Origin of the sequence: Reichenbachiella agariperforans (assembly GCF_900142205.1) — a bacterium.
In the GTDB taxonomy this organism is placed as follows: Bacteria; Bacteroidota; Bacteroidia; order Cytophagales; family Cyclobacteriaceae; genus Reichenbachiella; species Reichenbachiella agariperforans.
On record NZ_FRAA01000007.1, the window covers coordinates 212455 to 235644 of the forward strand.

The 23190-nt window shown below is 45.4% G+C and carries 15 protein-coding genes; 14 read left to right on the forward strand and 1 reads right to left on the reverse strand.

Going from position 1 to position 23190, the window contains the following annotated elements:
• Nucleotide 1 precedes the first annotated feature (1 nt).
• Nucleotides 2-1324 (forward strand): L-fucose:H+ symporter permease, encoded by a 1323-nt coding sequence (gene fucP, locus BUB99_RS16560; RefSeq protein WP_073124332.1) that lies wholly within the window; start codon nucleotides 2-4, stop codon nucleotides 1322-1324.
• Complete coding sequence (locus BUB99_RS16565; RefSeq protein WP_073124333.1) at nucleotides 1311-1658, forward strand: L-rhamnose mutarotase; 348 nt, start codon at nucleotides 1311-1313, stop codon at nucleotides 1656-1658. Before fucP ends, BUB99_RS16565 begins: the two co-directional genes overlap by 14 nt.
• A gap of 103 nt (nucleotides 1659-1761) precedes the next feature.
• Here the strand turns inward: BUB99_RS16565 and BUB99_RS16570 are convergent, their stop codons facing one another.
• The gene (locus BUB99_RS16570; RefSeq protein ID WP_221407518.1) at nucleotides 1762-3228 is read right to left on the reverse strand and encodes a tetratricopeptide repeat protein; all 1467 of its coding nucleotides are present in this window, start codon (nucleotides 3226-3228) and stop codon (nucleotides 1762-1764) included.
• A gap of 486 nt (nucleotides 3229-3714) precedes the next feature.
• Here BUB99_RS16570 and BUB99_RS16575 point away from each other — a divergent pair, with 486 nt between their 5' ends.
• From BUB99_RS16575 to BUB99_RS16630, 12 genes are all read left to right on the forward strand, one after another.
• Nucleotides 3715-6789, forward strand: coding sequence for a SusC/RagA family TonB-linked outer membrane protein (locus tag BUB99_RS16575; RefSeq protein ID WP_245816865.1), 3075 nt, complete (start codon nucleotides 3715-3717; stop codon nucleotides 6787-6789).
• Nucleotides 6790-6807: 18 nt separating this feature from the next.
• Nucleotides 6808-8517 (forward strand): RagB/SusD family nutrient uptake outer membrane protein, encoded by a 1710-nt coding sequence (locus tag BUB99_RS16580; protein ID WP_221407519.1) that lies wholly within the window; start codon nucleotides 6808-6810, stop codon nucleotides 8515-8517.
• Nucleotides 8518-8540: 23 nt separating this feature from the next.
• Nucleotides 8541-10157, forward strand: coding sequence for a hypothetical protein (locus BUB99_RS16585; protein WP_073124341.1), 1617 nt, complete (start codon nucleotides 8541-8543; stop codon nucleotides 10155-10157).
• A 185-nt stretch (nucleotides 10158-10342) separates the two neighbouring features.
• Entirely contained in the window at nucleotides 10343-12547 is a 2205-nt protein-coding gene (locus BUB99_RS16590; protein WP_084190609.1) for a T9SS type A sorting domain-containing protein, read from the forward strand.
• Between the two features lie 2 nt (nucleotides 12548-12549).
• The gene (locus BUB99_RS16595; RefSeq protein WP_073124345.1) at nucleotides 12550-15102 is read left to right on the forward strand and encodes a glycoside hydrolase family 2 TIM barrel-domain containing protein; all 2553 of its coding nucleotides are present in this window, start codon (nucleotides 12550-12552) and stop codon (nucleotides 15100-15102) included.
• 37 nt (nucleotides 15103-15139) lie between these two features.
• On the forward strand, nucleotides 15140-16159 hold the full coding sequence (locus BUB99_RS16600; protein WP_073124347.1) for a zinc-dependent alcohol dehydrogenase: 1020 nt from the start codon (nucleotides 15140-15142) through the stop codon (nucleotides 16157-16159).
• A 45-nt stretch (nucleotides 16160-16204) separates the two neighbouring features.
• Nucleotides 16205-16969 (forward strand): SDR family NAD(P)-dependent oxidoreductase, encoded by a 765-nt coding sequence (locus BUB99_RS16605; RefSeq protein WP_170863829.1) that lies wholly within the window; start codon nucleotides 16205-16207, stop codon nucleotides 16967-16969.
• Nucleotides 16970-17073: 104 nt separating this feature from the next.
• Nucleotides 17074-18513: an aldehyde dehydrogenase gene (aldA, locus tag BUB99_RS16610; RefSeq protein WP_073124351.1), complete on the forward strand. Its 1440-nt coding sequence runs from the start codon at nucleotides 17074-17076 to the stop codon at nucleotides 18511-18513.
• 57 nt (nucleotides 18514-18570) lie between these two features.
• Nucleotides 18571-19692, forward strand: a complete 1122-nt coding sequence (locus BUB99_RS16615) for a mandelate racemase/muconate lactonizing enzyme family protein (protein WP_073124495.1) — start codon at nucleotides 18571-18573, stop codon at nucleotides 19690-19692.
• A 20-nt stretch (nucleotides 19693-19712) separates the two neighbouring features.
• Complete coding sequence (locus tag BUB99_RS16620) at nucleotides 19713-20741, forward strand: aldose epimerase family protein (RefSeq protein WP_073124353.1); 1029 nt, start codon at nucleotides 19713-19715, stop codon at nucleotides 20739-20741.
• A gap of 74 nt (nucleotides 20742-20815) precedes the next feature.
• Complete coding sequence (locus BUB99_RS16625; RefSeq protein ID WP_073124354.1) at nucleotides 20816-21817, forward strand: L-rhamnose/proton symporter RhaT; 1002 nt, start codon at nucleotides 20816-20818, stop codon at nucleotides 21815-21817.
• Nucleotides 21818-21856: 39 nt separating this feature from the next.
• Entirely contained in the window at nucleotides 21857-23089 is a 1233-nt protein-coding gene (locus BUB99_RS16630; RefSeq protein ID WP_245816866.1) for a glycoside hydrolase family 117 protein, read from the forward strand.
• The last annotated feature ends 101 nt before the right edge of the window (nucleotides 23090-23190 follow it).

Consider the following 23190-nt stretch of genomic DNA (forward strand, 5'->3'; position numbering starts at 1 on the left):
TATGAAAAAGATACCCGTAGTATCAAAGCAGTACCTTTTCCCTTTTATCATTATTACATCTCTTTTTGCACTTTGGGGGATTGCCAATGATTTGACCAATCCCATGGTGTCGGCATTTAAGAAAGTGATGCCCGAACTGTCCAATACCCAGGCGTCATTGGTTCAGTTTGCCTTTTATTTTGGCTACTTTTTTATGGCTATGCCAGCGGCGTTGTTTATTCGTCGATTTAGTTACAAGGCTGGGATCATACTAGGTCTCTCTTTTTATGCAGTAGGTGCTTTTTTGTTTTACCCTGCTGCCCAATTGGAGAGTTTTGAGTTTTACTTGATTTCTCTTTGGGTAATTACTTGTGGATTGGCCTTTTTAGAAACGACCTCTAATCCTCTGGTACTGGCGTTGGGAGATCAAGAAACAGCTACACGCAGGCTCAATCTTGCCCAAGCCTTTAACCCTATAGGCTCTCTGACAGGGATGTTGATGGCGCAGGTTTTGGTGATAGGGACGCTGCGTTCGTCGGGATACTCTCCAGAAAGCTACGATCTACTATCTGCTGCCGATAAAGCTGCCATACGAGTCAATGATCTCGGAGTGATTAGTTTGCCGTACATCGGCTTAGGAGTGGTGGTGCTTGCCATTTTAGTGGTAGTGATCGTGACCAAAATTCCAACTACTGGTGAACATCAAAAGATGAAGCTAGGAGACTCTTTTAGTCTGTTGTTTCAGAACAAGAGGTATGTACTGGGTGTAGTAGCACAGATGTTTTATGTAGGGGCTCAGATTATGTGCTGGACTTATATCTATCAGTATGTAGATCACCTGAATGCTAGTTTGCCTTCAGATGAACAGGTGACTGCTACGTGGTACAACATGGCGGCCATGATCATGTTTTTAGCAGGTAGATGGATAGGTACTGCCTTGATGAAGAGGGTTGTGCCAGCTCAGTTGCTCCATGTTTTTGGTATTGGAGGAGTGGTTTGTTTGCTCGTGACCATATTGGCAGGAGGTATGCCTGGACTTTTTGCACTCGTGATGACATCCATGTTCATGTCAATAATGTTTCCAACTATTTATGGAATAGCGCTCAAGGATATGGGAGACGAAGCGAAAATAGGATCTGCTGGCTTGGTGATGGCCATCGTAGGTGGGTCATTTGGCCCGCTGCTATTCGGTACGATTCTGGACATGGGAGGGTCTGGACTCGCAGATGTCGATGTTTTGGGCTGGATACCAGAGGTGAACTTTGCGTTTATCGTGCCTTTGGTATGTTTGGCTGTAGTAGCGATGTATGGTGAAATCTCAAAAGAAAAGAATGAATCAAAATAAACAATACTGTTTGGCTCTTGATCTCAAGGATGATCAAGAGCTCATCTCAAAATATAAAGCGTATCATGCGTCAGGGAATGCTTGGCCAGAGATCACAGATAGCATCAAGTCTGCTGGGATTTTGGATATGCAGATATATTGTACGGGCAACCGTCTCTTTATGATTATGGAAGTAGATCAAACGTTTGATCCAGATCTAAAAGCTGAAATGGATGCGGGTAACCCCAAGGTGCAAGAATGGGAGTCTCTAATGGATCAGTTTCAGGTCCCCTTGCCCTGGGCCGATGAGGGGCAAAAGTGGGTACCCATGGATAAAATCTTTCAGTTGGTATAGTTCCCCGTAAAATTAACCCCCTGATGTCAAATACAATTATTGATGTCAGGGGACTAATGCAATAATTAACGTCTAGACGACTCAGTCAGTGTTGAAAAACTGACTATTCAATCCCCGCAATCATCTCCTCCAAATTATCACTTCTGTCGAGGTTCATTTTTTTTCTAAGGCGGTATCTAGTCGTATGTACACTCTCTACTGATATTCCTAGAAGCTTTGCCATGTCCTTACTACTGAAATTTAGTTTGATGAGGGCACAGATTTTCTTATCGCTTTGGGAGAGGTTAGGGTATTGGTTTTGCAGGTTTTTATAAAATCTTTTGTTGACAGATATAAAGCGTGCTTCGAATTCCTTCCAGTCATTGCTAGTAGTGGTATTGATGCTTTTTGCGAGTTTGTTGAGTTTGTTTTTGTCTGGATTTTCTTTTTGCTCATTAAGTTGTTTTTTGAGTTCTTCGAGGGTTTCTTCTCGTTGGATAACTTGTAAAGCGGAAGCTGTGAGTTCTTTGTTTTTGACCTCTAGAACTTCTCTTGATTTTTGTCTTTCAAGGGTCCTTTTTTCGTCGAGAAGTCTCTTTTTGGCTTTATACTTAGAACGGAAAAATCGGTATATCAGGAAAATGAGAATGACCATGAAACCAATCGTGCCATAGAGAATATAGGATTTTAGTCGCCATATTTTATCCTCTTGTTCAAACTGTTTTATTTTTTGTTCCTGAAGTTGTTGCAGTTGTTTCTCTTTTGCCATTCGAAACTCATCTTTGATTTCAAGAAGGAATTTGTTGTTTTCACTACGACTACCAAATTGACGCTCTGTTTGTTCTTTCGCTTTTTTAAGCATTTCGTAGGCCTTGCTGGGGTCTCCCGTTTCGAATAAGAAATCGGAGTAGGTCTCATACACATCTGGAAGTAGATCAGCATGACTCTTGTGTTTGATACCAGCTGAAATGGCACTGAGGTAGTATTCATCAGCTAACCCATATTGATGTAAGGACTGATAGCATTGCGCTAAGAAATAATGATACATGACCAAATAGTAATGGTGATACTGGGTAAGGTGTGCATTGATGGGGAGGAGTATTTTTAAGGCTTCATTTGGTTTCCCTTCTAGAAAACGAATATAGCCGAGTTCTGCAGTGATAAATGCAGATCCAAATGGCTGTGTCGGGTCATTTACTTTGATGAAGCTACAGCTGTCTAGGTAGGTTTTGGCTAGGTTATACTGCCCTCTTTTTCGATATAAAGAAGCTAATGGATAGTATCCTGAGATAAGCCCTTCTTGACCTTCTCCTGTTTTTTGGATGTGTTCCTTTCGTATCTGTAGGGATTTATTGAAGTTGTGAATTGCCAATTCGTCTCTTTGGTATAGTATGTAAAGCCACCCTAGGCCAGACTCGATGGAGGCTTTGGCCATTTGATTGTCTAATGCATCGGCTAGGGTGAGTGCTTCCCAGTACCCATCGTAGGATGCACTGAAATTACCATTGTGAGCATATAGATCTGAGAGCTCTACGATACACTTGATGAGCATTACAGTATCCTTGGCTTGGATGAATTTGTTTTGACTCATCTTGAAGAGTAGAGTAGAGCTATCGGGGTTCTGAAATTTTAGTTCAAGCGCTTTGTCTAGTAGCTGGTGAGCTAGTGAATCGGTACTGTTTTTTTGAAAACCTTGACAATAGACTGTACAAAGTGTTCCCATGACAAGACATAGTGTAAGTAATAGTTGTCTAGTTTGTTTTGGTGCTATTATGTATGTTTTGTTATTGTTAATTATCTGTATATCAGTTGATAGTGTGTTTTCTTTCATGGTATTGTCTAGTTTTTTTCTTCAAAAAAATACCCCTTGTTCAGTTTGTGTATAGTGCCAAAGTAAGGATAAAGTTATGATATATTCCATATTTGATTTGTCGATAAGGTCAAATATATCTGTCGAATACTGTTCAGAGTGTTTCGGTTTTGTCGGATTACTATTTATTATTAACTAAAGCATAATTGAATGAAAAGACTATTTACATTAATGAAATGTTGCCTCTTTTTAGTGATGTGTATGGGCATGAGCAATCTAGTCCACGCGCAATCCAAAATAGTAGGTAAAGTGACAGATGATGGGGATGGCTCGGAGATTCCGGGGGTCAACGTGATGGTAAAAGGTACGACTGTCGGTACTGTTACAGATTTGGATGGTAACTATAGTTTGGAGTTGCCAGCTGATGCGGAAGCTCTTGTGTTTAGCTATATAGGCTATTTGAAGCAAGATGTACTGATAGGAGGACGATCAAGTATTGACGTAGGTCTTGTCACTGATGTGGAGCAACTGGACGAAGTGGTAGTAGTAGGCTATGGGGTTCAGAAAAAGAAAGAAGTAACTGGAGCAGTTGCCTCGATCAAATCTGAAGAGCTGTTGAAAAATGCTACTCCGGATATTGGGGATGCGATGCAGGGACAAATTGCGGGTGTAAACGTGCAAGCAGCCAGTGGCCGTCCAGGTGCAAAATCAAATGTTCAGATTAGAGGTATTGGTTCGGTTAGCGCAGGTGCATTGGGTCCACTCTATGTCGTAGATGGCGTCCCTTACCAGCGTGATCCTAACGTTGCTCCAGAGCAAATCGAATCTATCGAAGTATTGAAAGATGGAGCTGCGGCGGCTATCTATGGTGTAAGGGCTTCTAATGGAGTAGTCTTGATCACGACCAAGAGAGGACAAGCAGGTCGTATGCAAGTTGATTTTTCTGCATACGGAGGGGTTCAAAACATTACCTCAGGGACTCCTTTGATGAATACAAAGGAGCAAATGTACGTGGAGGAAGTAAGACTGGAAGCAATAGGGCAGGAACCACAGATTTTCCAGTTTACTCCAGACGCTCTGGATTATGATACGGACTTTGTAGGGGATGTACAGAATGACAATGCCAAAATGCAGAGTTATAACCTCAACGTGAGCGGAGGACAAGAAAACCTCACCTTCAGTTTAAATGCCAACTATTTTGAGCAAGATGGGGTGTTGATCAATTCTGGTTATGATCGTTTTACTACGCGCTTGAGTGGTGAATACAAACTGAATAAGTTTCGTGCTTTTGCTACTCTGGCTATGACCCAAGAGAACACAGAGCAGGAGCCTTGGGCGTTGTATGAGCTGGCCATTGTTCAAAAACCATGGCAAAGAGGGATTAATGACATAGAAAACATTGGAACCAATGAAGTTTTAGTCCCTTCTGACAATCCTATTCAGTTTGGTTATTTGGCTAGACAGCTGCAAAACGAAGACGATAGAATTGTCAATAGCAATAATATGGCAATCAACCTTGAGTATGAGTTCATCCCAGGATTGAGCTTTCAGGTGAATCTAGGACGTAATAGTTGGAATTACAGAAGAAAATTCTTCCGACCTCAGTATCTGGCTTATAGTATTGATGGAGGACTGCAGCCTGCAGGTTCTACCCTAAATGCATTGCTTAATGAAGAGTATATATTTTCTACCAAAAACACGCTTGAAAACATTTTGAAATTCAACCGTCAGTTTGGTAAACACAACGTGGGAGCCACTTTGGTATTGTCTTACGAAAACTTCGAAAATAAAAATACGGGTGTGGGTGTAGTAGGCCTATTGAGTAATGATACCAAAGTACTCGGTGCAGGAACTACAGGCACTAAACCAACAGGTACAGAATCCACTCAGAACATCGTAGGTAAAATGGCTCGTGTCCAGTATGGATACAACGAAAAGTACTTGATGTCTGCCAGCATTCGATACGATGGTTCTTCTATTTTCGGAGAGCAAAATAGATACAATACATTTTATGGAGTATCAGCAGGTTGGAATATCAGCGAAGAAAATTTCTTCAAAAACGCAGGGCTCAACTTTATCAACAATTTGAAAGTGAGAGGGAGTTATGCTGAGTTAGGAAACCAGAGCGTTGCTCCATATCAGTATGCTGCGACTATCGAAAGTGGTATCGACTACCCATTTGGCCCAGAAGGCGCAGAGACTCTCGGTATTGGTGCTATTCAAAGACGATACGCTAATCCGTTGATTCAGTGGGAAACCACTATTTCTAGAAATATCGGTTTGGATATGAACATGTTCGAAGGGAGATTGAATTTTAATGCAGATGTCTACTTGAACGATAAGCAGGATATGTTACTGTCAGAAAGGCTAGCTCCATCGTCAGGTACCTGGCAGACACGTGCGATTGGTGCGTACGATGTACGTACTATCAATGCGGGAAATATGCAAAACAAAGGTATTGAACTAGCACTGGGATACAGAGACGAAACAGAATTTGGTTTGACATGGAGTGTCAACGGTACCTTCACTAAAAATGTGAATGAAGTAACAGATTTGAATGGAGTGGAAGGGATTGCATACGGTGGTGGACGTCCAGTTACTTCACGTGGCGAAAGAACTGATTTTACTACTTTCCTTTCTGAAGGATATGAAGGTGGAGCATTCTTCCTACTGGAGCATGAAGGAGTAATCAAAAACCAAGAGCAATTGGATGAATACAAGCTATTGGATCCAGGCGCAATGATGGGAGACATGATGTACAAGGATCAGCTGACAGTGGATACAGACGGTGATGGAGTACCTGATGCTGGTAATGGCACCATAGACGATGCGGATAGAGTATATGCAGGGTCTGGTATGCCAGAGTTTGAGGCGGGGCTAATGCTTAATGCCGGGTTCAAAGGTTTTGATTTTTATGTGCAGGCTTATTACTCGTATGGTGCAGAAGTGTACAACGGAGCAAAGCTTTACGCATATGGCACGACTCGTCACAAGGACTTATACTACATGTGGTCTCCGCAAAATGCTGATTCTGATATACCTATGGCTAGAAGTAATCAGGAACACAACAACACGCGTGCTAGATCTGATTTCTTTTTAGAGGATGGTACTTACTTGAGAATCAGAAATATTACAGTGGGTTACACAATTCCAAAACGTGTGTTTAATGATAAAATCAACAAGTTGAGATTCTATCTCACTGCTCAAAACCCATTCACTTTTACCAACTATGGGGGGTATGACCCTGAGGTCGGTGGTGATGGTTTGTTCACTAGAGGTGTTGATCAAGGGAACTACCCGATTACAAGAAAATTCTTGGCGGGTCTACAACTACAGTTTTAATCCTAAATGTGTAGAAAGATGAATAAGAAACTTATATATATATTAATGATACCTGTCTTCCTGCTCAATATGAGTTGTAATGAGGACGAATTTTTGACAGAGGTGAATCCAAATGCCATCACTACAGAGGTGTTTTGGGAAACGAGCGATGATTTTGAGAAAGCGCTGAATACCGTTTATGGTGCGCTTCAATTTCCATCTGTAAGTGGTGGTAATTTGAGTTATGAGATGGTACAAGGCGACTTGGCAGGTACAGAAAATTGGTATCCTCAGAGCCCATTTGGTGAGCTTAATTTTACTGATGCGACTGAACATGTACAGAATAAATGGAACGAGCTGTATATCGGTATCTTTAGAGCCAATCAAGTGCTTCATTATATAGCAGATGCTGATATTGAAGATGAAGAGAAAGCCCTAGTCATCGGACAGGCGAGGTTTTTGAGAGCATTCTTTTACTTTCAACTTGCTCATACCTACGGAGGCGCAGTGATCCATACTGCCCTGCCAGTGACCGATGAGGATTTTGAGAAGCCATTCGAATCTATCGATGAAGTGACGACTCAGGTGATAGTACCAGACTTGGAATTCGCAAAGGCAAACCTTGAAGGAATATCTTGGACGGGAGATGATTTGGGTAGAGTCTCGTGGGGTGCCGCTACTTCGCTATTGGGTAAGGTGTACCTATACGATGAGAGTTGGTCCGAAGCTGCGGTACAGTTCAAAGAAGTCATCGATTCACAAATCTATAGTTTGACAGCTAGCTATATGGACAACTTTACACATGAAAATGAATTCAATAGTGAATCAATTTTCGAAGTGAGTTATTCTGACGTACTAAAACCAGGAGTGAATGGAAATACAATAGACGATACTCCAAGTGAGACGGGATCGGAAGCTACGGCATTGAACATTTCTATGGCTCAGCTCAATTTTGGAGGCTACAACACGGTACTTTCTTCCTATTATCTCCATGAATTGATGGTGTATGATGAAATCGATCCTTCTAAAACTGTAAACAATGGTTTTACTTTCTCTCAGCGTATGTATGCGAGCATTGTACCAATCAACGGTGATGGTGAATATTATGGCTTGCCGATTGGAGACAAACCAGGATGGGCTTTTGGGCAGAGTGCTTATGTGAAGAAATTTTCCAACTGGTATCATTTGGAGATCGAGGATGGAAACCAGCGTTCAGGTATCAACTTTAGACATATCAGATATGCGGACGTACTACTGATGTATGCTGAAGCTATCTTGAATGATCAGGGAAATGCAGCAGTGGCTGAAGCCATCAGCTACATTGATATGATACGTGATAGAGCGGGTGTGTTGACCATTCAGCAATATCTGAATGATAATGGAAACACCTTCCCCGCAATGCATAGAAGTGTTCAGGTGCACGGAGCCTTTGATATGGTAGCTCCGACAGCTGATAACCTACTTACGCACATCATGCTAGTCGAGCGACCTATTGAACTGTGCTTTGAAGGCCACAGATGGAAGGACTTAGTGAGATGGGATATTGTAAGCAATCAGCTCACTACGCTTCGTGCAGATGAAGTTTGGAGAGAAAATAACCTTGCTACCATTCAGGGTCAACCTCCATTGATGATTACTGAGAGGATTCGTCCTGATTATGCGGTATCGGCAGGTAGCTATACAGCTAGTGATAACTACTTTCCAATACCGACTGGAGAGAAGCAGATCAATGCAGGCCTAGGATTGTAAGTCAAACTAAAGAGAATTTAGCAATGAAAAATTTATTGAAATATATCGCTGCAGCTTCATTCCTTTTACTAGGAATGACTGCCTGCGACAAGGAATATGAAGCTCCTAATGCTGGAGCGAAGAATAGCGTAGTTTACAGTTCTGAAACTACATTCGCTAATCAGGTACAGGTGTATGGGGAAATTTCGTTTGGGGATGTTTCTTCAGGCGTACTAGCCAGAGAATGGACGGTTCCCGAAGGCATAGGCTATATCGTGTCTGATGATAGTGTGGCCGCTTCTGATCAGTCTAACATCAAAGTGGTGTTTAGCGAGCCAGGTATGCATGAGGTGAAATTGCACCAAGAGTTTGATGGTGATTTTTTCGTAGGAGAGGATGTATTGAACTCTTCGTATGATACGACCATTATGGTGACAGTACTTGATTCAGTTTCTATGGGCTTTACTGCTCACCATATCAATGATGACGGGACAGTTGGTGCAGAGTTGGTTTTGTCTGATGGAGCTAAAAACCAGGTGACGGCTAGTAAAATTGTAAGGTTTACTTACCTAGCTGAAGGTGCACCACAAGAGTTATATTGGACATTTGGTGGAGGGTCTCCCTCTGTCGTCGAATACGATGGCAATCAAATGGCTGATGGTACTGCTGATGAAACAAATGTCCAATACAAAAAGATAGGCACTTTTGATATACAGTTTATCGGGTATAGGGATAGACCTTATGGAAGTGATACAATTGCGTTTACTGATTTTATAGAGGTGATTCCATCAACTGACCCTGTGACTTTAGATGCTGTTCAGGATCGTGGAAATATGGTTGAGTTATCATTTAGTAGGGAGATAGATCCTAACTCTGTCAATGCCACAGATTTTGAAGTGAGTATCGCAAATGGCGGAGTTGTATTTTCTCCGACAGTTTCTGGCGTTTCTGTTGATCCTAATGATGGTACATTGGTTTTGTTGACATTAGAAGGGGAGCGATTTTATCGAGATGATGTAGTTACAGTCTCTTATACACCTGGTGTGATGCAAACCACAGACTTAGTGACTGCAGATGCTTTTGCTGATGTGGTGATGACTTTTAAGCCAGGTACTAATGTGTTGGCAGGCGAAAGTTCTGGTGTGCAGTATGACTTTGAGGAATCAGCTGATGGTAATACCAATTGGCCATACCAGTGGTGGGGAGCTCCTTGGGATCAGTATACACTGGCAGTAGGTTCTGTGAGAGCACACTCTGGTAACAAGAGCGCTAAAGTTACTATGCAACCAGCCGGCGGTATGATAATCTCTAACACTGATGCTGATGGAAATAAATTCACATTTGATGTGAAGAGTGGTAAAACTTACGAAATAGGTGTTTGGATTTATGTAGAGTCCTTGGGCAATATCGATGATATGGCTGGAGAGGTGCCAAACTTAATATTCTTCTATCAACCAGCGACAAACTGGGGTGCTGGAAGGTTCAATTTCTTGTCAACTACTGCTACTGGCGAATGGATTTATGCACGAACCACCTTCGAGAGTTTTGGTGCTGATGCTACGATTAGCCCAGTTATCAGAGGAAGTAATGCAGGCAATGCTGAATCAATCACTTTCTATATGGATGATTGGACAGTTACCGAAGTAGAACTAAGACCATAAATCATATAATAGTTTATTTAAAACCGGGGCGGTTGTATGGCTTCCGCCCCGGTTTATTTTTTCAAATGGGGGCAAATCTATTTGAATAGGATAGGGATATGTGTTGTCTAGTTATTGTACAGTTTTTTGGTGTACATGCAGAAGCGCTATGTCCTAATTTCATCACACAATAAATTGAATAAATCATGGGATTGAAATATTTACATATTGCCTGTGGAATGCTATGCCTCGCGATAGGTGCCAAGGCACAGGTACGCGTAGATATCAACCTCGACCTCAAACACCAAGTCGGCCAAATTGACCAGTTTGACCGAAACAAATTCGTCGCGATTCACGCCAATACAACGGAGCGAGAATGGGACGGAGACAATTTTACAACAGACCTAAGAAACGACTTTTTGAACGGGTACGATGTGTACCTAGGGCGTGATACAGGAGGCATCTCCTGGGCGCTCAATAGCAATACCGACGAAGACCCTGCTCGTCCTGGATTCGCAGATCCTGCGGGTATCGAGAGCTACGGTACGACAGTCAAAAATAATTATGCTGCACAGACCAGTTGGCATCCATATGAGGATAGAAATGACCAAATCCTGGCGGCACAGTTACACCCCTTTTGGCCTGATGGTCAAGAGACCAACCGGGGATGGGCGTTTTCAGAAGCAGATACTGAGGCAGAGCCTTTTGGGACAGCTACTGGGGAGTACATGGGGCGCTATATTCGAGATAGCTATGGTACGGGAGGTACAACAGGCGCCAAAAAGCCACTTTATGTAGAGGTGATCAACGAACCACTTTGGCATCTTGTTGATTTTGGGACAGATGAACCGGAGAAGATCTTCAGGTTTCACAATGCAGTCGCCGACCAAATCCGAAAATACAATGACGATGTCTTGATCGGTGGTTTTTGTACTGCATTTCCTGACCATGAAAATCGAGGGTTCGCGCAATGGAATGAAAGGTGGAAGCTTTTCATGGATATGTCTGGCGATAAAATGGATTATTGGACGATCCATCTCTATGATTTTCCCTCGATCAACAATGGTAAGCAACGCTACCGAAAGGGCAGCAACATGGAGGCAACCTTCGATTTGATGGAGCAATACAGTTATATGCAATTTGGAGAAGTGAAGCCGTTCATGATCTCCGAATATGGGGCTCAGATGCACGATTATTTCGGTGCTTGGTCTCCCTACAGAGATTGGTTGCATCTCAAATCCGTCAATTCCATGATGATGCAGTTCATGGAGCGCGCAAACATCATCAACAAGACCCTCAATTTTTTGCCTGTCAAGGCAGAATGGGGCACCAATGGGGTGGACGATACTTACAACCACCGGTTGATGCGAAAGGCAGACGAACCACAGGCCTATACAGGAGAGTGGGTCTATTCGGACATGGTCAAGACCTATCAGCTATGGTCTGAAGTCAAGGGTACACGTGTGGACAGCTATGCCACCTCACTAGACCTATTGGTGGATGCCTATGTTGATGGCAAGACAGCTTACGTGATTCTCAACAACCTCAAGTTCGAAGCAGTCCAAATCGAGCTGAACGCGCTAGGGCTGTCGACTGCTGTAGTGGAAGAGACAGATCTCAAGCACCTCTACCTAGAGGGACAGGTGCCTGTACTTGAGCAATCCAATCAACAAGGGCTACCTGAGGCTGTGAGCTTGGAGAGTGAAGCCACGATGATACTCAAACTGACGCTGAACGAGGCACCGAGTATTGACCAAACTTCAGTGGAGACGAAATACTATGCGACGGATTACCTCCAAGAGATCCATGCCAATGAGCCACTTACTTTTACGATTTCGGGAGTGCAGTTGGGGGATCATGGTGAAGCCATGCTGCGTCTAGGCTTGGGCAGAGCACATGGAAAGTCTCTCGTGCCGACCGTTCTAGTCAACGGGTTCGCACTAGATGTGCCGGTAGATTTTCGGGGAGATGATCAGGCGGACAGAGACAGTTTTTTTGGAGTGATAGAAATCCCTGTGCCCTACCAACAGCTGCAAAATAGCAACGAAGTGAAAGTGACTTTCGCAGATGAAGGTGGACATCTGAGCAGTGTCGCCATGCAGGTGTATGGGTTTAGTCGTGAAGTCGATCGCTCGAATCCTGTGCTGGGACTTGAGGACAAAATAGCCTCAACCAGCCTACAAATGAAAGTATATCCCAACCCAAGTTTTGATAGTGTCCGCCTCGAAGTGGCCCCTGATTTTGTCGGTGGACAGTGGCAAATCATGACACTATCGGGACAAGTAGCACAAGAAGCAAAGATTGATCAGGAGGTGATGCTCGTGGATGCTTCTGTACTCCCTAGCGGTGTGTACCTGATTCGTGTGAGCAACCAGGGGGAAGTTTTAACAAGGAAATTAGTATTGAAATAAGGATGAAAAGGACAATAAATAAGGTACTCGGATTGGCGCTTGGTTTGGCTATATCTTGGGGAGCAAAAGCGACTGAAGCCGTTGATTTTAATTTTGATTGGCAGTTTAGACTGACACAAGACTCTGTCATGGGAGGGGATTACACGCACAATCTCCAAACGGATGATGGATGGACAGAGGTCAGACTACCGCACGATTGGGTCATCGGTGGGACTTACGATCAGGCCAATGCACAGTTTGCGCCAGCGACAGGCTACATCTATGGAGGTGGATACGGTTGGTACCAGAAGACCTTTGACCTCCATGTCAGCGAGGACAGCTTGCATCATATTTTGTTTGACGGGGTGTACAATCACTCCGAAGTATGGATCAACGGTCATTCTCTCGGAGAGCATCCCTACGGTTATTCGCCCTTCTACTATGACTTGACTCCCTATCTCAATGCAGATGGAAAAGACAACCTATTGGTCGTCAAGATCGATCATACGCGCTATGCGGATAGCAGATGGTACACGGGGGCGGGGATCTACCGCAACGTCAAGTTGGTGTCCAGTCACAAACTACGTGTACCGATATGGGGCACCTTCGTCCAAACACCCGAAGTGACGACCGAGCAAGCACTCGTCAGCATGGAGTTTACCTTGGACAATGGACTAGACAAGAAGACCAAAGCATCCTACACCGTAGAGATTGTAGATCCTATGGGAGTTGTCGTGGCGACTCAAACCGAAAAGATCAAGCTGACACAGTCTAGTCAGCAAAAGGTCAACGTGAATCTGACCGTGGATCACCCTGAACTATGGGGAATAGATGATCCGAAGCTTTACCAAGCAGTCACGACCGTTTATGTCAAGGATACCCCAGTGGATCAGCAGAAAACTCGTTTTGGCATTCGTACCATCCGCTTCGATGCGAACGAGGGTTTTTTCCTCAATGGAGAAAACATGAAAATCAAAGGGGTCTGCTTGCATCATGATGGTGGACTTGTGGGTACTGCAGTACCTCGTGGCGTATGGGAGCGTAGGTTTAAGGTATTGAAAGAGGCGGGGTGCAACGCGATTCGCATTTCACACAATCCAGGTTCTGAGGAGTTTTTACAACTGTGCGACGAGATGGGATTTTTGGTACAGGATGAGTTTTTTGACGAGTGGGACAACCCCAAAGACAAACGCTGGAACACCAAGGAGAAAGAAGTTCACTACGAGACTCAAGGGGCGTCACAGTATTTTCAGGAGTGGGCTGAGAGTGACCTGAAGTCAGTCATGTTGGCACATAGAAACCATCCGAGTATCATCCAATGGAGCATCGGTAACGAGATCGAATGGACTTATCCACGGACTGCAGAGGCTACAGGATTCTTCAACAACATGGATTGGAATGGCAACTATTTTTGGTCAGAACCACCTTACAATACCGAGCAGATTGCTCAGAGATTGGATACTCTTCCTAGAGGCAAGTACGATATCGGAGAGACGGCACAAAAGCTCGCAGCATGGACCAGAGAGATGGACACGTCTCGACCTGTAGTGGCCAATTGTATCCTGCCTTCTGCCAGCCATCTGACTGGGTATGGACAGACCTTGGACATAGTTGGGTACAGCTACCGTCGTATTCTTTATGATTATGGACATGAAAACTACCCTGACAAAGTCATCATGGGGACAGAGAATCTGGCGCAATACCACGAATGGAAGGCCATCATGGAGCGACCGTTTATTTCAGGTACCTACTTGTGGACAGGGATTGACTACTTGGGAGAGATCAGGGGACCATGGCCCAAAAAAGGCACGGGAAGTGGAATAGTAGATTTTGCGGGGTTCGCCAAGCCGTCTTACCACATGATGAAGTCCCTCTGGAACGAGGAACCAAGCATCTACATCGCCACGCAGACACTCGACCGATCCATCAACGCGATAGACGAAGCTACTGGTCTCATGGTAGCCAAGGATCCAGAGGCTTGGCAGCATGCACTTTGGGAGTGGCATGATGTCAACAACTACTGGGAGTACGAAGAGGGAGAAATGATCAGTGTCGAACTGTACTCCAACTGTGATGAGATTGAGTTGTTTTTGAATGACAGCAGCTTGGGCAAACGTAGTTTGTCGGAGTTTGAAGATCATATCTACAAGTGGGCCGTGCCTTTTGCTCAAGGAGAACTCAAAGCGGTCGGTACGCTGGATGGTATTCAGATAGAGGAGGTGCTTTACAGTACCACGGCTCCATATGCAGTAGAGCTCAAGGTAGATCAGCAGCAGATCGATGCAGATGGGTACGATGTAGTACATGTCGTAGCACAGCTAGTGGATAGAAGCGGTCGCCCTGTCAAAGACCAAAACAGAAAAATCACATTCGATATCGCTGGAGAAGCGAGACTGCTGGGAGTAGACACAGGGTCGGTGTACAATGTGCAACAGCACAGTACCAATGCGCTAGTCACAGATCAGGGCAGGGCTTTGATGATTTTTCAATCCATCAAAGGCAAAACAGGAGAAGTCAAAGTGACCGTCTCGGCAGACGGATTGGAAGCTGGCGTAGCGAAGGTCACAATCAAATAAGTGGGTTTTACAACAATGAATAACAAGAGACAAAACGATGAAGGCAGCATTTTATAAAGAAAAAGGGAAGTTCGAAATTGGTGAAGGTCAACAGATCAAACCTGGAGCGGGCGAAGTAAGATTAGATGTGGCGTACTGCGGCGTATGCGGGACAGATGTACACATCTATCACGGGGTGATGGATGCGAGAGTGAAGCCACCGATGACCGTAGGACACGAAGCATCTGCTACGGTAGCTGAATTGGGTGAAGGAGTATCCAACGTCAAAGTGGGAGACAAAGTAGCAGTTCGTCCGTTGCACTTTGGTGCACCGCATGCTTTTGACAAAGGCTTTGCGCATGTAGGTAAAAACTTGAAGTTTATCGGAATCGATAGCCAGGGAGCTTTTCAAAATAGCTGGACGGTGCCTGCCTATACTTTGCACAAGTTGCCCGAGAGCTTGTCGCTCAAGCATGGTGCATTTATCGAACCATTGGCAGTGGCGTGTCACGATGTGAAAATCGGACGTGTAGTCGCTGGAGAGCATACGCTGGTGATTGGAGGTGGCCCTATTGGGACTTTGATCGCGTATGTATTGCAAGAAAAGGGAGCGCATGTCATCATCTCTGAAGTCAACGAAAACAGACTGAAGATGCTCAATGACCTAGGGTTCACAACGATCAATCCTGCCAAAGAAAGTTTGACAGAGCGCATCAGTGAGCTCACCAACGAAAAAATGATTGACTGTGCATTTGAAGTGTCGGGTTCAGCACCTGGAGTAGAGGCGATGACGCAGGTCGTCAATGTGAGAGGTCGCATCGTGATGGTGGCCATCCATGGTGGCGAGAAGAAACCCGTCGATTTGTTCAAATTCTTCTGGTCAGAGATCGAGCTATTGGGCGCGAGATTGTACGAGGAGGAGGATTATGAGGAGGCCATCCGTATCGCAGATTCAGGGCAAGTGCCTTTCGAAAAACTCATCACACAAGTGGATACTTTGGACAATATCCAGTCGATTTTCGAAACGATCGACAACAATCCTGCAGGTATGAAATACTTGATTGACTGTCAACAGTAAACAGAACTACCAATAGAAATTCACACAACATAAGATACAATGAGCATATTAGATACATTCAAATTAGAAGGAAAAGTAGCCCTAGTGACTGGGTGCAAGAGAGGAATCGGCAAAGCCATGGCCGTAGGTTTGGCAGAGGCAGGGGCAGACATCATCGGGGTGAGTGCTTCTTTGGAAAAATCTGGATCAGAAGTCGAAAAGGCTGTCACTGCTTTGGGCAGAAAGTTCAAGGCTTACACATGTGATTTTTCGGATAGAAACGCTTTGTATGAGTTCATCAAAGAAGTGAAAGGAGACTTTCCAGTGATCGATATTTTGGTCAACAATGCGGGAACCATCCTCCGAACTCCTGCAGCCGAGCACCCAGATGAAATGTGGGACAAGGTCATCGAAGTGAACCAAAATTCACAATTCATTTTGACACGAGAGATTGGGAAAGAAATGGTTGCTAGAGGCAGTGGCAAAGTGATTTTCACGGCTTCTCTATTGACTTTCCAAGGCGGCATCACCGTACCTGGTTATGCTGCGAGCAAGGGAGCAATCGGTCAGATGACGATGGCTTTTGCCAACGAATGGGCAGGCAAAGGGGTCAATGTCAATGCAATCGCACCTGGCTACATCAGCACTGACAATACCGAGGCATTGAGAAACGATGCGGACAGATCTGCGTCGATTCTCTCTAGAATTCCTGCAGGACGGTGGGGCGAAGCGACGGATTTTGCAGGACCTACAGTGTTTCTCGCATCTGCGGCATCTAGCTACATGCACGGCAGCATCATGCTAGTCGACGGAGGCTGGATGGGACGTTAATGAGTGCTCAGTACTTGGTACCATAGACTAAGTACTGAATCTCTTTTACCTATAAAATATTAAGAGTCTTTGTGCTCTCTACTTAGTACTAAATACTTGAAAAAATGAAGGATTACAAATTGTTTATCAACGGAGAGTGGGTAGAATCCACGACTGGAGACAGAGATACCGTATATAGCCCGATCGACGAGAGCAGTGTAGCTACTACGGCGATGGGAGTAGAAGCGGACGCTGTTCTCGCCCTCCAAGCGGCAGAAACAGCGCAGAAGGAATGGAAAAAATGGCCAGCCAAAAAGAGAGCAGACTTATTGAGGAAGTTTGCAGCGGAGATTCGTGCCAACCGAGATAGACTCGGTGAGTTGCTCACCAGAGAGCAAGGCAAATTGCTGTCGTTGGCCAAGTTCGAAGTAGATGTGACGGCCAGTTTCATCGAGTATGCCTGTGATGGTGCCAGAGCCATAGAAGGAGATATCGTCCAGTCGGACAACCCTGATGAGCACATTTGGATTCACAAAATCCCGAGAGGAGTGGTCGTAGCGATCACGGCATGGAACTTCCCACTGGCACTGGCTGGTCGCAAGATCGGTCCAGCATTGATCGCTGGTAACGCCATAGTCGTGAAGCCTACGCAGGAGACACCACTGGCGACTTTGGAGTTAGGTGACATTGCCAACAAAGTTGGCTTGCCAAAGGGACTATTGAATATCGTCACTGGTTCAGGTCGTGTATTGGGCGAAGCATTGGTAGCCAATCCAATCACTAAGATGGTGACCATGACGGGTAGTACGCCTGCAGGTCAGTCGATCTTCAAGACTGCTGCGCAGAATTTGACACATGTACAGTTGGAGTTGGGAGGCAAAGCACCATCAATAGTTTTCGCGGATGCGGATATAGATCAGGCGGTAGAGGCGACTTTTCACTCACGATGGGACAACTGCGGACAGGTATGCACCTGCAACGAACGCATGTATGTGCACGAGGATATCTACGACGTATTTATGGAGAAGTTTCTCGCCAAGACGCGCGCAATCAAAGTAGGCAATCCGATGGAAGAGGGTGTAGATATGGGACCAAAAGTCAACGCCAACGAACTCAAAAACATGGAGCATCTGGTAGCGAAAAGTATCGAGGAAGGCGCGACGATCGCATTTGGAGGCAAGAAACCTACCGGCAAGGGATTTGACAAAGGGCACTGGTTCGAACCGACCGTGATCACAGATGTGACCCAAGACATGACGATCGTACACGAGGAGGCTTTTGGACCGATTTTGCCCGTTATCAAGTTCAAGGATTTTGATCAAGTGATCGCTTGGGCCAACGACTGTGCGTACGGATTGGCTGCTATGGTGTTCACGACTGACATGAAGAAAATCCTCAGACTCAACGACGAGTTGGAGTTCGGGGAGATCTATGTCAACAGAGGACATGGCGAACAGCACCAAGGATTCCACAACGGCTACAAACTCAGCGGTAGCGGAGGAGAAGACGGTAAATATGGTTTCGAACAGTACATGGAGAAGAAAACGTTTTACGTGAAATATTAAAGTATTCGGGAGTCCATGATATATGGGCTCCTGACTATTGCCTATAGATTTTTCAAAATGAGCAAAATAAAAAATATCAAAGTACGGCTTTTTAATGTCCCACTATCGGAGGTGCTGTCGGATGCCAAGCATGGTGATCATACGCACTTCGAATTGGTGACTACTACGATCACACTAGAGGATGGGAGTGAAGGTACGGGCTATACCTATACAGGTGGCAAAGGAGGGCACAGCATCAAGGCGATGCTAGAGCATGACATAGCACCTGCTCTGCTAGGCAAGGATGGTACTGCCATTGACGAGATTTATGATTTCATGGAGTGGCACATTCACTACGTGGGTAGAGGTGGGATTGCTTCGTTTGCGATCTCTACGGTGGACATAGCACTATGGGATATCAAGGGCAAAAAGACAGGACAGCCCCTCTGGAAAATGGCTGGCGGTGCGGGGCATACGTGCAAGGCATATTGTGGCGGGATCGATTTGATGTTTCCCCTCGAAAAGCTATTGAACAACATGAAGGGCTACCTCGCAGCAGGTTTCAATGCCGTCAAAATCAAGATAGGAAGAGAAAATCTCGACGAAGATATCGCGCGCATCAAGGCAGTACGCGAATACATCGGTCCAGACGTGACCTTCATGGTGGATGCCAACTACTCGATGAGTGTAGACAAGGCCATCGAGTGCTCCAAGAGGATGGAGGAGTGTGATATCACGTGGTTCGAAGAACCGACGATTCCGGATGACTATTTGGGCTTTTCCAAAATTGCAGAGGCAACCAATGTGCCCTTGGCGATGGGAGAAAACCTACATACCATCCATGAGTTCGAATATGCATTTGAGCAAGCCAAACTAGGTTTCATTCAGCCAGATGCATCCAACTGTGGAGGCATCACAGGATGGCTCAAAGCGGCCGAACTGTCCAGAAAATACAACACACCTGTTTGTTCGCATGGGATGCAGGAACTACACGTGAGCTTGGTGTCTGCACAGCCCAACAGTGGGTGGTTGGAAGTGCACAGCTTCCCAATAGATGAGTACACCATCCGTCCATTGGTAGTAGAAAACCACAGAGCTGTAGCTCCAGATGAGCCAGGGATAGGAGTCACTTTTGAGTGGAACAAGTTGGAATCATACGAAGTGAAGAGTGCGCCCGTGGCTTATTCGGGGCATGTGTAGACATTGAAACAAATCATGATATGAAAGTAGAGAAAAGAGCATTTGGGAAATATGAAGGTGAGGACATCGAGCAATATGTCTTGTCCAACGACCAAGGGATGAAGGTAAAGATCATTACCTACGGTGCAACGATCAGTTCGATCGAGCTGCCTACAGCGGATGGTCATGTCGATGTGGTGTGTGGATTCAACTCGATGGAAGGATACCAGTCTGAAGCCTATTTGGCGAATGCTCCTTATTTTGGGTGTACGGTGGGTCGATTTGCTTCGCGCATCAAGGATGGTAGATTCTCTGTGGATGGAATAGAGTATAGCGTCGCGACCAATGATGGCTCCAATCATTTGCATGGAGGTGTCAAGGCTTTCAACAAACGAATATGGAAAGGGGAAGTCATCGATGGAGGTGTAGCGATGAGCCTTTTTAGCCCTCACATGGAAGAGGGATTTCCTGGCAATGTGCAAGTCACCGTGCAGTTCGTGCTCAATGAGGCCAACGAGCTGTCCATTAGTTACCATGCTACGACGGACCAAAAGACACCACTTTCACTCACCAATCATTCGTATTTCAACCTGTCGGGGTTTCAAAAAACGATTGAAGATACCCAAGCAACCATTTTGGCAGATTGCTACCTGAAACCAGACACAACCAATGTACCCAACGGGGAACTGGCGTCTGTGGTAGGGGATCCGTCGGATTTGCGTGAAGGAAAAAGGTTCAGCGAGGCACTTGCTCAGATGGAGACTGGATTCGAGCATTATTATGTGTTTGATGAAAATACGGAGCTACGTAAGGTGGCGATTTTTGACGAACCAGCCACTGACCGCAAGTTGGAGATATTGACGACCGAGCCAGGCATGTTATTTTATTCTGGTTATTTCACCTCCGATGCGCTGCATCGTGAATCGGGAGAGCAGTACGGTAGATACCGTGGCTTTTGCTGCGAGACCCACCGCTATCCCAACGGCCCGAATATAGCAGGAGCTCCAGAAGTATTTGCGACACCAGGAGCACCATACAAGAGCCAGACGGTGTACAGATTTGATTTTTAATAAATGAGAACCATGAGCCATAGAAGCAAGAGAGAATCTTGACTCTTGATTTTTGACTCTAAAATCTAAAGAACATGATAGAAGGAATACTATGGGCCGTATTGGCCGGACTGATGCTAGGGTTGTATGCCTTGCCAGAGAAATTTACCAAGGATTTCGAATTTGAAAACACTTGGAGTTTGTTTTTTGCCATCAACACTTTCGTGGTACCCAATGTAGCGGCATTTCTACTGATCGATGGGTTCAGTGAAGTACTGGCAGCCATCCCTATGGGCATACTGATCGGCATGGTCGTAGCAAGTTTGCTATGGGGTATTGGCGTGATGATGTGGGGCAAGGCCATCAACCATATCGGTTTGTCACTCGGTTTCTCTCTTTTCATAGGGACGATCATCCTTGTGGGGTCATTGATACCATTCGTGATCAATGGACTGCCAGAGAGGCCAGTCTTTGCGACGATCATGGGAGGGATATTCGTGGTACTCGTAGGTGTAGTGGCCAATGGCAAAGCGGGTATTATGCGCCAAGCCGATGAACAAGTAAACCAGGAGAAAAAAGGCTCGATGGCTACAGGTATTTTGATTGCTGTGGTGGGCGGATTGCTCGCTACAGGATTCAGCTATGCCAATACCGTCGGAGGAGCTGTCATTCATGAGGCGGTCATCGCGCAGGGCAATCCCGAATGGATGAGTGCTGTAGCGGTGATGTATGTGATCTACATGGCTGGAGGAGTAGCCATCGCAGTTTATTTCATCCAGCAGTTGACTGCCAAGAAGCTGTGGTCAAAATTCAACTCACCGAGTTTTGGTAGAAACGCAGGGTTGGCGACCGTGATGGGGATACTCAACTTCGCGGCATCTGCCGGATTTGCGTATGCAGCTTTCAAACTCGGTAGTACAGGGGGGACAGTAGGATACGCTATATTTAATACCGTATCGGTAGCCGTGGCGATCGTCAGTGGCTTGATCACCAAGGAGTGGATCAATGCCTCTTCCAAATCAAAAAATGCCCTGTATTTGGGATTGATCTGCATGATCTTGGGTATTGTGATCGTAGCGATTGGCAATGGTCTGTAGGCATAAGAGATGTAATTAGGGAAGATAAATTAGAACAAAATGAGCAAAAAAATGGGATTACAAAAGATAGCAGTAGCGCTGATGGTAGCAGCAGGGTTGAATGCCTGTCAGCCACCGGAGGCCGAAAAAGATTGTGACAAGATTGTCATCACTCCAGAAAAGGTAGACTTCTTGGGGATCACAGACACGACACACCTGAGTGCAGCGTCCAAGCGCGCACTGAGGTGGCCCGATGAGTTGACCAATGAGTGGTTTGGTGAGTTTGAGCAGTTCTATCTCCAAGGAGACTTGGCTTATGAAGAAGGAGTGGTTCGTAGAGACCCAAGTGCCTTGATCAAGGTCGATGGCAAATATTTCGTATGGTATAGCAAGAGTGTCGGTCCGACAGACGGTTTTGCCGGAGATATCGAAACCGAAAAGGTGTTTCCATGGGATAGATGTGATATCTGGTATGCAACGTCCGAAGACGGCATCACCTGGAAAGAAGAAGGAATGGCCGTCGCTCGTGGCGAAAAAGGAGCCTATGACGATCGTTCAGTATTCACCGTCGAGATCATGGAGTGGGAGGGGATGTACTACCTCAGCTACCAGACCGTCAAATCCCCCTACAACGTACGGGTAAAAAATCAAGTCGGTCTGGCATGGTCTGATTCTCCTCATGGTCCCTGGACGAAAAGCAAAGAACCAATCCTCAGCCCTGCTGACAATGGCGTCTGGGCAGGTACCGAAGACAACCGATTCAAAGTGGAGAAAAAAGGGGATTTTGATAGTCACAAAGTTCATGATCCATGTATTTTGCCATACAAGGGCAAGTTCTATCTCTACTACAAAGGAGAGCAAATGGGAGAACAAATTACTTTTGGCGGACGCCAAATCAGACATGGTGTCGCCATCGCGGACAACCCAAAAGGGCCCTATGTCAAGTCGCCGTACAATCCGATCTCCAACAGTGGACATGAAATCTGCGTATGGCCGCACAAGGGAGGGATTGCTTCGCTGATCACCACTGACGGCCCAGAAAAGAACACCGTACAGTGGTCTCCTGATGGGATCAATTTTGACATCATCGCCTCCATTCCTGCTCCACCACATGCAATAGGATTGGATAGAACCAAAGATACCGAAGAGCCATTTGCAATTTTCGGTTTTGGTCTCACACACGAGTATGTGTCCTATGACTACCAGTGCATCAAAGGGTTCAGAGGCAAAAGAAAAACGACCCATGTAGGCAAAGGAGAGGCTGGCTCTACGAAAGGGAGTGACGAGAAATAAGTAGTTTGATTTAGTAATTGTTGCTGCCTCACTCGAGGTAGCAACATTTTTCCAATCCGTATAAAAGCACTCAAGTGTATTTTCATAAAACCATTTCAATA

Excerpts from the sequence above, each read along its gene's own strand:
- fucP (WP_073124332.1), top strand. The coding sequence starts at position 2 with ATGAAAAAGATACCCGTAGTATCAAAGCAGTACCTTTTCCCTTTTATC.
- BUB99_RS16565 (WP_073124333.1), top strand. The coding sequence starts at position 1,311 with ATGAATCAAAATAAACAATACTGTTTGGCTCTTGATCTCAAGGATGAT.
- BUB99_RS16570 (WP_221407518.1), bottom strand. The coding sequence starts at position 3,228 with ATGAGTCAAAACAAATTCATCCAAGCCAAGGATACTGTAATGCTCATC.
- BUB99_RS16575 (WP_245816865.1), top strand. The coding sequence starts at position 3,715 with ATGAGCAATCTAGTCCACGCGCAATCCAAAATAGTAGGTAAAGTGACA.
- BUB99_RS16580 (WP_221407519.1), top strand. The coding sequence starts at position 6,808 with ATGAATAAGAAACTTATATATATATTAATGATACCTGTCTTCCTGCTC.
- BUB99_RS16585 (WP_073124341.1), top strand. The coding sequence starts at position 8,541 with ATGAAAAATTTATTGAAATATATCGCTGCAGCTTCATTCCTTTTACTA.
- BUB99_RS16590 (WP_084190609.1), top strand. The coding sequence starts at position 10,343 with ATGGGATTGAAATATTTACATATTGCCTGTGGAATGCTATGCCTCGCG.
- BUB99_RS16595 (WP_073124345.1), top strand. The coding sequence starts at position 12,550 with ATGAAAAGGACAATAAATAAGGTACTCGGATTGGCGCTTGGTTTGGCT.
- BUB99_RS16600 (WP_073124347.1), top strand. The coding sequence starts at position 15,140 with ATGAAGGCAGCATTTTATAAAGAAAAAGGGAAGTTCGAAATTGGTGAA.
- aldA (WP_073124351.1), top strand. The coding sequence starts at position 17,074 with ATGAAGGATTACAAATTGTTTATCAACGGAGAGTGGGTAGAATCCACG.
- BUB99_RS16615 (WP_073124495.1), top strand. The coding sequence starts at position 18,571 with ATGAGCAAAATAAAAAATATCAAAGTACGGCTTTTTAATGTCCCACTA.
- BUB99_RS16620 (WP_073124353.1), top strand. The coding sequence starts at position 19,713 with ATGAAAGTAGAGAAAAGAGCATTTGGGAAATATGAAGGTGAGGACATC.
- BUB99_RS16625 (WP_073124354.1), top strand. The coding sequence starts at position 20,816 with ATGATAGAAGGAATACTATGGGCCGTATTGGCCGGACTGATGCTAGGG.
- BUB99_RS16630 (WP_245816866.1), top strand. The coding sequence starts at position 21,857 with ATGAGCAAAAAAATGGGATTACAAAAGATAGCAGTAGCGCTGATGGTA.